We start from the raw sequence: 11,410 nt of genomic DNA on the forward strand, positions 1-11,410 counted from the left end.
AAAATTCATTCCAAATTGCCTGCGGCAATGGAATTTTGGCTTGTATGTCTCGGGATTTTGGCATATTCATGCCAAAACACCTCGCGGGATAGTGGTGTGTGAACAGTAACTACTGTTCATTAGTAATACGAAATAGAACCGTATGGACTGTAAGGGTAAATAAAATATTAAAGGCTAAAAATTATACAATATTTACTCAAAAAATAATGTGTTTTTTTATGTTTCACGTGAAACATTATGTGGCATGATTAAAATAAAAGTGTTATAATAAATCTGCATATGACCTATTCAATAAAAAAGTACGGTCAAAAAATAAAAAAACTACAATTAAAACCTCATAAAGGAGGAATGAAGTTGGGGAGAATTATAGCAGTCGCTAATCAGAAAGGCGGAGTTGGGAAATCAACAACTGCAATTAATCTTTCAGCATGCCTCGCAGAAAAGGGGAAAAAAGTTCTTGCGATTGATATAGATCCGCAGGGAAATACAACCAGCGGACTTGGCGTTGATAAGAACGGAGTAGAGAATACTCTGTATGAACTTTTACTCGGAGAAGCAGAAGCAAAAGATACAATTGTGAAAGATGTTGTTGAGAACCTTGATCTGATCCCATCTAATATCAATCTTTCCGGCGCAGAAATTGAGCTGATAGGGATTGAAGATAAAGAATTTATCTTAAAAGGGATCACAGATAAACTTCGACGTAAGTATGATTATATAATACTTGACTGTCCGCCGTCACTGAATATGCTGACGATCAATGCACTGACAGCAGCGACATCTGTATTAGTACCGATTCAGTGTGAATATTATGCTCTGGAAGGACTTTCACAGCTGATCCACACCATTGATCTGGTAAAAGAAAGACTGAACAAACGTCTGAAGATGGAGGGCGTGGTGTTCACAATGTATGATGCAAGAACAAATCTGTCCTTGCAGGTAGTGGAGAATGTAAAAGAGAATCTGAATCAGAATATTTACAAAACAATTATTCCACGAAATGTAAGACTGGCAGAAGCTCCAAGTTATGGACAGCCGATAAACATTTATGACCCGAGATCATCAGGAGCCGAAAGTTACAGACTTCTGGCAGAAGAAGTAATCAACAGGGAGGATAATTGATGGCAGGCAGGAAAAACGGTCTTGGCAGAGGCTTAGATGCATTCTTTCCGGACAGAACGTCTGCGGTCAAAGAATCTACCAGAAAGACAACAACCAAAACAGTTAAAGCAGAGAAGAAAACTGGCGAGACGGAAAAAGAAGCAGGTAATACTGTTGCTGCAAAAAGAAAAACTGCAGGATCAAAAAGCGGTGCGATGTTTGTAAAGATTTCAAGCGTAGAGCCGAATATCAATCAGCCACGTAAACAGTTTGATGAAGATGCACTGTTAGAATTATCTGAGTCCATTAAACAGTATGGAATACTCCAACCGCTGCTTGTATCCGATAAAAAGGACTATTATGAAATAATTGCAGGTGAAAGACGCTGGAGAGCAGCTAAACTTGCAGGACTGAAAGAAGTTCCTGTAATCGTAAAGGAATTTACAGATCAGGAATTAGTTGAGATTTCCCTGATCGAGAATATTCAGCGGGAAGATCTGAATCCTGTCGAGGAAGCGATGGCGTATAAACGCCTGATCGATGAGTTTCATCTGAAACAGGATGAAGTTGCAGAACGTGTTGGCAAGAGCAGAACTGCAGTAACAAACTCTATGAGATTACTGAAACTCAGCGAGAAAGTACAGCAGATGCTGATCGACGAAATGATCACAGCAGGACATGCAAGGGCAATTCTTGCAATATCAGATAAAGAAAAACAGGAAACTGTTGCAATGAAAGTTTTTGACGAGAAATTAAGCGTCCGTGAGACAGAAGCACTGGTAAAACGTATGCTTGAGCCGCCAAAAACAGAAAAGAAGAGTAAATTTACCACTGCAGAAGATGCAATCTACGAGAGTCTGGAAGAAAAGATGAAGAGCATCATGGGAACCAGAGTCCAGATTCATCGAAAGAAGAATGACAAAGGCAAAATTGAAATTGAGTATTATTCCAAGGATGAATTAGAAAGAATCATAGATCTTTTTGAATCCATTGGTTAGGAGTGACAGTAATATGAGTGGCATTTTTGAAAGTCTTGGGATTGATTCCGGGATCATCATTATTATACTGCTGATTCTTACTATCTTCCTGCTGGTAAGGAATATCAGTATGAACATGCGCCTGAGCCGTCTGGAACGTAAATACAAGACGTTTATGAAAGGCTCGGATGCACAGTCTCTGGAAAAAGTCTTCGTAAGAAAATTTGCTCAGATAGACAAACTCTACGAGGCAAAAGAAGAACATGATCACGATATCCTTTTTATTAAAAAGAATGTTGATAAGATGTTCAACAAGTATGGTATAGAGAAGTATGACGCATTTGACGATGTAGGCGGTAAATTAAGCTTTGCACTGGCTCTGCTGGACAAAGACAATACAGGTCTTATCTTAAACGCCGTACACAGCCGTGACAACTGCTTTCTGTACATGAAAGAAATCGTAAAGGGTGAATCCTACGTTATGCTCAGCCAAGAGGAAGTCGAAGCGCTTCGAAAAGCTGTTAATTTCGGACTCGATAATCTTGAGGAAGAGTAGACAGTTTGTTCTATTGCTTTCTGTGGGACAATAGAGCGTAAGCAGTTAAAAAGTAAAACTGTTTAAAATTGGAAAAATTGAGCATACTTTTAAAGAAAGAATCTATTTTGCACAGGAATGTGTTTGATATGATAAGGTGTTGCCGGACACGGAGTGAACAGTAACACAAAAAATCTGCCGGACAAAATATGTGTTTTACCTGTTGACTTTTGACGTAAGGCACGATATTTTGAACAGTAGAAGAATATTATAACTGTTGGCAGTCCACAGTGAAGAGACGGAACAGTTATGAAATATTTTACATAATGGTAACAACATTTCAGGAGGAACAAGATGTTAGACATTAAATTTGTGAGAGAAAACCCGGAAGTTGTAAAACAGAACATCCGTAACAAATTTCAGGACAACAAACTGGAATTAGTAGACAAAGTTCTGGAACTGGACAAAGAGAACAGAGAGATCAAACAGGAAGTAGAAGCTCTTCGTGCAGAGAGAAACAAAATTTCCAAACAGATTGGTGCTCTTATGGGACAGGGCAAGAGAGAAGAAGCAGAAGAAGTTAAGAAACAGGTAGCTGCTTCCGGAACTCGCATTGAGGAACTTTCCGCAAGAGAAAAAGAAGTAGAAGAAGAACTTCTCAAGAACATGATGGTTATCCCGAACATCATTGATCCATCTGTACCGATCGGTAAAGATGACAGCGAAAACGTAGAGATCGAGAAATTCGGTGAGCCGGTTGTTCCGGACTTCGAAGTTCCATATCATACAGATATCATGGAAAGCTTTGACGGAATCGACCTCGACAGCGCAAGACGTGTTGCAGGAAACGGTTTCTACTACTTAATGGGCGATATCGCAAGACTTCACTCTGCAGTAATCTCTTATGCACGTGATTTCATGATCAACAGAGGATTTACTTACTGTGTACCTCCTTTCATGATCAGAAGTAACGTTGTAACAGGTGTTATGAGCTTCGCGGAAATGGACGCTATGATGTACAAGATTGAAGGCGAAGACTTATACCTGATCGGTACAAGTGAACACTCCATGATCGGTAAATTTATTGACCAGATCATTCCGGAAGAGGAACTTCCAAAGACTCTCACAAGTTATTCTCCATGTTTCCGTAAGGAAAAAGGAGCTCACGGACTTGAGGAGAGAGGTGTTTATCGTATCCATCAGTTTGAAAAACAGGAAATGATCGTTGTCTGCAAACCGGAAGAGAGCCCAATGTGGTTCGATAAATTATGGCAGAACACAGTAGATCTGTTCCGTTCTCTTGATATTCCGGTTCGTACGCTTGAGTGCTGCTCCGGTGACCTGGCAGATCTGAAAGTAAAATCTCTCGACGTAGAAGCATGGTCTCCACGTCAGAAGAAATATTTCGAAGTAGGAAGCTGCTCCAACCTTGGTGATGCACAGGCTCGTCGTCTGAAAATCCGTGTAAACGGCAAAGATGGCAAATACCTTGCACATACATTAAACAATACTGTTGTAGCACCGCCTAGAATGCTGATTGCATTCCTGGAAAACAACCTGAACGCAGACGGATCCGTAAGCATTCCGAAAGCTCTGCAGCCATACATGGGCGGCATGACAAAGATTGAGAAAAAGCACGCTTAATGGAGAACGGGCTTTTTCAGGGAGGTGTTCTTATGCACAGTTATCTGAGGGCAGTTGGTTTTTCTAAGATCACCAAAAGAAGCAGTATCAGGCAGATCATCACGGATGTGGTGGAAACCTATGACAAGAAGATCGTGATAGAGGATCACCCGGATGGTGTATTTGCTGAATTTTCCAAGAATTATGGATGCGATTGTGGAATCACTGTCTGTGGACAGTATGATGAAAACAACGTATTTTATCCAGACTATTATTTTCCCTTTTTTCGCGGAACAGGTATTACGACTCAGGAGAGCGTCGTGATTGAGAGACATGCAGAGAAGGAATCTTTTGCAGGTGCCTGTGACGATCTGAGAATAGGCGTTACATTAATTTTTTATCTTCAGAATGCTGCTGAATATCTGCAGGAAAGCAGAAAAAGCGGTATGCTTCCAGGCGGCCAGCCCTTAACCCTTTCCGGGTTGGCCAAGGAAGGAAAAATTCTTTTTCCTGTAGAGAAGGATAAAGAAGCAGTAAAAGCAGCACGTGAACTGACCAAGAACAGAAATCATCTCATTGCAGCCGCCAGAAACGGGGATGAGGAGGCAATGGAAAGTCTTACAATGGACGATATGGATACATATTCCATGATTTCTCAACGAATTGTTACAGACGATATTTTATCTATAGTGGATTCCTATTTCATGCCATATGGAATTGAATGTGATCAATATAGTGTCATGGGTGAGATTCTGGATTTTATGACATTCAAGAACATTATTACAGGAGAAGAAATCTGCCAGCTTACATTAGACTGCAATGACATACAGTTTGATGTCTGTATCAATAAAAATGATATGTTAGGGGAGCCGAAGATCGGACGTAGATTCAAAGGAATCATATGGCTCCAGGGACAGTTACACTATTAGGATATATGATGAGAATGATGGCATGGGCGAATATTTTGCCCATGCCATTTTTTGTAGTTTTACAGAATATGTTTCACGTGAAACATATTCTGTAAAACACATTTCACGCCGGATATCTGCAATTCATTCCATGAATAAAAAAGAGGTTATTTCTTATGATACAATTAAATCAGTTAAGCTGGAAAATGGCAAAAAGGAGGTACTGGTTATATGAAAAATAAATTATGGAAACAGTGGATGATGAGTGGATTGCTGGTTTCTGCAATGGTCGTATCATGTGGAGCATCTGTCTGTGTACAGGCAGAGGAAACAACAGATGCAGAGGAAACAGCTTCTTCTGAGAATGGAGATGATCTGCAGATTCTTTTTGATCAGGCAGTAGAAGATGCAATGATTGCCGAGGATGGTGAGATTCTTCCGGTAGTAAGCCTGGACGAGGGAGAGCCTTATGCGGTTTATGATGACGAGGGAAGAGTTCTTCTGTATACTTTTCATAAATATCCGGACAGTTACCCGGATGGTGCTGATGTGAAGCTGGAATGGGGGAATGTATGGACATTTACAGGCGGTGAACTGGAAGACTGGTATCAGGAAAATAAAGAAAGCGTAACAGACTGGCAGACGAGAATGAAAGAATTGCTTGGTCTGACTCCTGATAATGAATCAAATTATGTTACAGCTATGTGGGCCAAACCGGAAGATGTTTTCCGTCCGGCATACGTTTCAGATATCGGAACTGTAGAAATGACAGATTCTTTTGCTGATGATGTGGATGAAGATTATAAGGCATGGTTTGACGCGAACATCATTTCCAGTTATTATGACGGAGAATATCCATGGACAAGACTTGGATATACCTATGACTGGGCAGATAATGGACAAACATACGGTCTGTCTGAGTTTATCGTTAAACAGGACAGTGATGTAAAAGTAGCATATACCGTTGAGCTGGATGAGATGATCCAGAAACTGGAAGACAATACCTGGAATCCGAAAGCAGAAGAGAATTAAAAGAAGAAAAAACAGATTGCGCTTGTAATTCTCTTTGAAATATAGTAGTATTATAAACGTGGTTTAAATGTCCTCGTAGCTCAGCTGGATAGAGCACTCGCCTCCTAAGCGGTGACCAGAGTTATCGCCTCGGCGTATAACAGAAAAATGAATTTGAGTTCGATTCTGTTCTGTGATGTCACAATTAAGGGGACATGCGTTTTTGGAAAAGGCGATAGCTTCATACCAAAAAATTTCATCATATAAGATTGATTCAGCTGACGTAAGTCAGTTTTAAATCATAAAATCCAATGCCGTTGAAATGGCTGAAAACCTTGATTTTAAGCCAAAAACTCGGCATCTGTCCTGTTAGTTTAATGGATAGAACAAGTGCCTCCTAAGCACTAGATGTGGGTTCGATTCCCGCACGGGACGTCCTATCAAAAGCGGAATGTATTAGAAAAATTTCTAATATGATTTCCGCTTTTTGGTTTTTCCAAGAGGAAAATGGAATGGCAGATCATCTAATACGGGAAGAATCCTATTAGTTGCTGTCTAATAAAACGTACGGCTGGTATAATAGCTGGAAAAGTATCGAAATTCTAACAAAAGAAAAAAGCCAGTTGCTCATTTGAAAAAATGGATGTAAATTCAGGTTCAGATAAGAAAAATGAGGAAGGGTAATATCCGGCAGTAAATGATTAAGTGTGAATACAATAGAATCTTTGCTTAGTGAGAACTAAGGTCAACAGTAAGCCTGTTTGGATCAGATTTCAAAAAGAAATCTATCTGGACAGGCTTTTTCTGTTGCAGATAAGAAATGGAGGAAAGATATGGATACAGTGGATACACGAAATGCATCAGTTCCAGAAGATGGCGAAAAAATCATAGAGATTCAGCTGGAACGTCTGCGGACCTTTAAGAACCATCCATTTAAGGTTCGGATGGATCCGGAAATGATTCGGCTCAGTGCGAGTGTTGAGAAATATGGAATCATAAATCCGCTGATTGTACGACCGATTCCGGATGGTGTTTATGAGATTATCTCCGGACACAGAAGAAAGGCAGCTGCTGAAAAGTTTGGTTACAGGAAGGTACCGGTCATTATCAGAGTCATGTCAGATGATGAAGCAGTAATTAATATGGTGGATTCTAATTTACAGAGGGAGCAGATAACATTCAGTGAAAAGGCTTTTGCTTATAAGATGAAGAATGAAGCTATGAAGCGAACCGGAGGAAGAAGAAAAAGTAGCCAGTCTGACTACCCGTTGAAAGGAAAAAAGACAGTAGAAATTATTGGTGAAGAATTTGGCGACAGTGCAAAACAGGTACAGCGGTATCTGAAACTGACGGATCTGATTCCTGAGTTACTGGAAAAGCTGGATAACGGTGAACTTTCATTTAACCCGGCTGTTGAACTTTCGTATTTAACTATCGAAGAACAAAAGGAATTTATAGATGCTATGGAGTATACACAGGCAGTTCCATCCATTTCCCAGGCACAGAGAATGAAGAAATTAAGCCGGGAGAAAAAGCTGACTGGAACAAAAATGAGAGAGATCATGGGTGAGATCAAAAAAGGGGCAATTACCAGAGTGATGTTTAACAACGAGCAACTGTATCGGTATTTCCCAAAATCATATACCCCGGCAGAAATGAAAGAAGAGATACTGAGCATGTTAAATCAATGGAAACCGCAGAAAACGGCAGCAAAATAGGAGGAAAATTATGTGTAGAGTAATTGCAATATCAAACCAGAAAGGTGGAGTCGGAAAAACCACCACAACCGTAAATCTTGGAATTGGACTTGCTAGACAGGGAAAGAAAGTTCTGCTGATTGATTCAGATCCACAGGGGAGCCTTACAGCAAGTCTTGGCTATGTAGAACCGGATGAAATAGGAATTACACTTGCCACAATTATGATGGCGATCATCAATGAAAAAGAATTTGAGATAACAGATGGTATCCTGCATCATAAAGAAAATGTAGATCTGCTTCCTGCAAATATCGAATTATCAGCATTGGAAGTAACAATGGGAAATGTGATAAGCAGAGAGCTGATTATGAAGGAATATATTGAGGCAGTGAGAACGGAGTATGACTATATCTTGATTGACTGTATGCCAAGCCTGGGACTAATGACAATCAATGCGCTGGTAGCTGCGGATTCAGTGTTGATTCCAGTACAGGCGGCTTACCTTCCGGTGAAAGGTCTTCAGCAGCTGATACATACGATTGCAATGGTGAAGAAACGGCTGAACAGGCAGCTCGTATTTGAAGGAATACTTCTCACAATGGTAGATTTCCGCACAAACTACGCAAAGGATGTGGCTGGTAAAGTGCGTGAAGCCTATGGGGAGAAAATAGAGATCTTTGATACGGTGATTCCTATGTCAGTGAAAGCAGCTGAAACAAGTGCAGAGGGTGTTAGTATCTTTTCACATTGTCAAAATGGAAAAGTTGCGAAAGCATATGAGAAGATTGCAGAGGAGGTACTGGGAAATGAAGAGCAAAAGCGCAGACAAAATAAAGATGCCGAGTATAGATGAACTTCTGGGAGTATCTGGTGAGGAAAGTGCAACAGATATTGAGATTAGCAGAATACACAGCTTTGCAAATCATCCATTTAAGGTTTTGGATGATGATAAGATGGATGACCTAGTAGAGAGTATTAAACAGAATGGTGTGCTGACACCAGTTTTAGTACGACCAGACAAGAATAACAGCTATGAGATGATATCCGGGCATCGAAGAATGCACGCAGCGATAAAAGCAGGACTGGAAACAATACCAGCCATTGTGCGGGATATGGAAGATGATGAAGCCATTGTCATAATGGTAGACGCCAATATCCAACGAGAAGAATTACTTCCAAGTGAAAAGGCATTTGCATATAAAATGAAAATGGATGCGATGAAGAGGCAAGGTGCCAGAAATGATATTGCAAGTTCCACTTCCACCCAAATTGGGTGGAAGTCAGAAACAGCCGAAGCAATAGGAAAACAAGTTGGCGAAAGTAAAAACCAAGTTAGAAGGTACATCCGACTGACAGAACTTATTCCAGATCTTCTTGATTATGTAGATAAGAAACGTCTGCAGTTTACTGTTGCGGTTGACATTTCCTATATTGACAAAGAGATTCAAACATGGTTATTTGAATACATTAAGGAAAATGGTACGGTTAAAGCAGTTCAGGTAGCGGCACTCCGCACAGCACTTGAAGCAGGACCGATGACGCAGGCGAAAATGATCTCCATACTGGTAAACAGTCAGCCTGGCAGGAAGCAGGAACAGAAAATTACATTATCAGAGAAAAAACTGAGAAATTTCTTCCCTGAAAAATATACGGCAGAGGATATGGAAAGTGTGATTCTGGAACTTCTGGATCAATGGAAGCGAGGTGAAATAACAGTATGAATTTTGAATACTATTATGGCACCCAGGCTGATCAGTTCAGTTTTATCCGTATTCCAAGAATACTATTATTAGATGAAGCATTTTCCACACTGTCATTATCTGCTAAAGTTCTTTATTCGGTACTTCTGGACAGAATGGGACTGTCAATGAAAAATAAATGGCTTGACGAAGAAAATAAGGTGTACATTATCTATCAGATCACGGAGATACAGAGTGATTTGGGATTCTCTAAGAAAAAAGCAATGGATTATCTTACAGAATTAGAGAAAATCGGACTGATTGAAAAGAAAAAGAGAGGCTTTGGACTGCCGAATATTATATACGTTAAGAGCTTTATAGTACATCAGAGTAGTCAAAGAAGTAATGGAATGGGAACTTCACAGAAAAAAAATGTGGTACATAGAAGTATCGAAATGGGAACTTCTGAGGTGATGAATAAGCACCTCAGAGGTGTCGAAATAGATACCTCTGAAGTACCAAATAAGGGACTTCAAGAGGTTCCCAAAGCGGTACCTCTATATAATAAGACTTATATGAGTGATAATAATCAGAGTAATATGAAATCGAATCATATCAAATCAGATGACGATAGGATTCGATGCGATCAGAAAGTGCAGGAAATCAATGCTTATGCTGATCTGGTAAAAGAAAATATTGATTTTGATGTTTTACTGCAGACATACAGTAGAGAGCAGGATCTGGTAGAAGAAATATATCAATTGATTCTGGAAACTGTTCAAACTGAAAAGGATATGATACGGATTGCTGGTGAATATTATCCGTCAGGATTTGTGAAGGGAAAGTTATTGAAACTGAATTATTCGCATATTGAGTATGTGCTGGAGTGTATGAGCAAGAATACTACAAAGGTCAGAAACATAAAGCAGTATTTGTTGGCAACTTTATTTAACGCACCATCGACGATAGGTAGCTATTATAAAGCAGAGGTAAATCACGATATGCCACAGTACGCAAACTGAAGGAGGTACTTATGGTTATTTTAAGAACAGCAGGAAAAATTTTATTGTTACCGGTATGGTTATTATTGGCAATTGCCCATTTACTGGTAAAGATAGCAGTTGATATCTACTGCATTGGAAAAGGAATCATCAATGTGCTTCTGGGGTTTATGCTGATTGGAACACTGCTCTGGTACAGACAATGGGAGCGGTTTGCATTACTTGCAGTTGCCAGCGGCATCTTGCTAATCTTTTTGTGGAGTGGAGTGTTTATGGAGGTTATTCTGGAATCAGCACAACACAAAATTGGAGAATTGATTATTAAGTGAGGAAACGGTTATGGAGAAAGAATATATTCAGTTGCCAGCATTAAAAAGAGATTTGGATGCAGATGTTGTAAAGGCTTTGTGGGCGTTTATTCAGTTGCCAGAGAAATATAAAGCTCGATATCAGAATCAATATGAATTGTTGAATCAGAGGAAAAAAGAAGCAGACAGGCAACTACCGGAGAATATCGAAAAGATTGATGCAGACGCAATTTATTTATATGAAGAAACCATGCGGAGCATGATTCGTGATATTGTTCAGCAATCCTGTAACTTGGCTTGCTGGGTTCGCTATCATAAATACGATTTGGAAGAATCTCTGGAGGAGATGATAGACCAGCAGCCACATGCTACAAAATATATTATTGCAATGAATATACTCATGGATGACGCAGAAGGAAGCGAAAATCCATTTGAGGGAAACAGTTTTATGACATCATAAACCTAGATTATTCACGGCAATGCCGTGAAAGTGGCCGAAAGCCACATAGTTACAGTATTTTAACTGAATATTGCTTTTCACCTATTAAGTGAATGAAAAAAGAGCTTCAC

13 protein-coding genes and 1 tRNA gene are annotated in these 11,410 nt (G+C 39.8%); all 14 read left to right on the top strand.

The features are described 5' to 3' along the window. The first annotated feature begins 354 nt into the window (after positions 1–354). Positions 355–1,122, top strand: coding sequence for a ParA family protein (locus ACTNES_RS16215; protein ID WP_216458747.1), 768 nt, complete (start codon positions 355–357; stop codon positions 1,120–1,122). Continuing rightward, complete coding sequence (locus ACTNES_RS16220) at positions 1,122–2,099, top strand: ParB/RepB/Spo0J family partition protein (protein ID WP_291810424.1); 978 nt, start codon at positions 1,122–1,124, stop codon at positions 2,097–2,099. The genes ACTNES_RS16215 and ACTNES_RS16220 overlap by 1 nt, the downstream gene beginning before the upstream one ends. Positions 2,100–2,112: 13 nt before the next feature. Continuing rightward, positions 2,113–2,634, top strand: coding sequence for a DUF4446 family protein (locus ACTNES_RS16225; RefSeq protein ID WP_216458745.1), 522 nt, complete (start codon positions 2,113–2,115; stop codon positions 2,632–2,634). Positions 2,635–2,967: 333 nt separating this feature from the next. Continuing rightward, a complete protein-coding gene (gene serS, locus ACTNES_RS16230) occupies positions 2,968–4,257 on the top strand; it encodes a serine--tRNA ligase (RefSeq protein ID WP_216458744.1) in 1,290 nt (429 codons plus the stop codon). A gap of 32 nt (positions 4,258–4,289) precedes the next feature. After that, positions 4,290–5,165 carry a DUF3881 family protein gene (locus ACTNES_RS16235; protein ID WP_291810427.1) on the top strand — a complete coding sequence of 292 codons (876 nt, stop codon included), beginning with the start codon at positions 4,290–4,292 and terminating at the stop codon, positions 5,163–5,165. Positions 5,166–5,187: 22 nt separating this feature from the next. After that, positions 5,188–5,379, top strand: a complete 192-nt coding sequence (locus tag ACTNES_RS16240; RefSeq protein ID WP_291814458.1) for a hypothetical protein — start codon at positions 5,188–5,190, stop codon at positions 5,377–5,379. Beyond that, positions 5,376–6,176 carry a hypothetical protein gene (locus ACTNES_RS16245; protein ID WP_320813356.1) on the top strand — a complete coding sequence of 267 codons (801 nt, stop codon included), beginning with the start codon at positions 5,376–5,378 and terminating at the stop codon, positions 6,174–6,176. Before ACTNES_RS16240 ends, ACTNES_RS16245 begins: the two co-directional genes overlap by 4 nt. 342 nt (positions 6,177–6,518) lie before the next feature. Continuing rightward, positions 6,519–6,590: transfer RNA gene (locus tag ACTNES_RS16250), tRNA-Arg, on the top strand. Positions 6,591–6,988: 398 nt separating this feature from the next. Continuing rightward, positions 6,989–7,873 carry a ParB/RepB/Spo0J family partition protein gene (locus ACTNES_RS16255; protein WP_291807635.1) on the top strand — a complete coding sequence of 295 codons (885 nt, stop codon included), beginning with the start codon at positions 6,989–6,991 and terminating at the stop codon, positions 7,871–7,873. Positions 7,874–7,883: 10 nt separating this feature from the next. Continuing rightward, positions 7,884–8,705, top strand: coding sequence for a ParA family protein (locus tag ACTNES_RS16260; protein ID WP_441040106.1), 822 nt, complete (start codon positions 7,884–7,886; stop codon positions 8,703–8,705). Next, positions 8,659–9,573, top strand: a complete 915-nt coding sequence (locus ACTNES_RS16265) for a ParB/RepB/Spo0J family partition protein (RefSeq protein WP_291814453.1) — start codon at positions 8,659–8,661, stop codon at positions 9,571–9,573. Before ACTNES_RS16260 ends, ACTNES_RS16265 begins: the two co-directional genes overlap by 47 nt. Continuing rightward, entirely contained in the window at positions 9,570–10,553 is a 984-nt protein-coding gene (locus tag ACTNES_RS16270; protein WP_291807639.1) for a DUF6017 domain-containing protein, read from the top strand. Before ACTNES_RS16265 ends, ACTNES_RS16270 begins: the two co-directional genes overlap by 4 nt. Before the next feature lie 11 nt (positions 10,554–10,564). After that, complete coding sequence (locus tag ACTNES_RS16275; RefSeq protein WP_291814451.1) at positions 10,565–10,861, top strand: hypothetical protein; 297 nt, start codon at positions 10,565–10,567, stop codon at positions 10,859–10,861. 10 nt (positions 10,862–10,871) lie between these two features. Next, entirely contained in the window at positions 10,872–11,300 is a 429-nt protein-coding gene (locus tag ACTNES_RS16280; RefSeq protein WP_291807641.1) for a hypothetical protein, read from the top strand. The last annotated feature ends 110 nt before the right edge of the window (positions 11,301–11,410 follow it).

This window comes from Blautia sp. HCP3S3_D9 (genome assembly GCF_052063845.1).
Classification (GTDB): Bacteria; Bacillota; Clostridia; order Lachnospirales; family Lachnospiraceae; genus Blautia_A.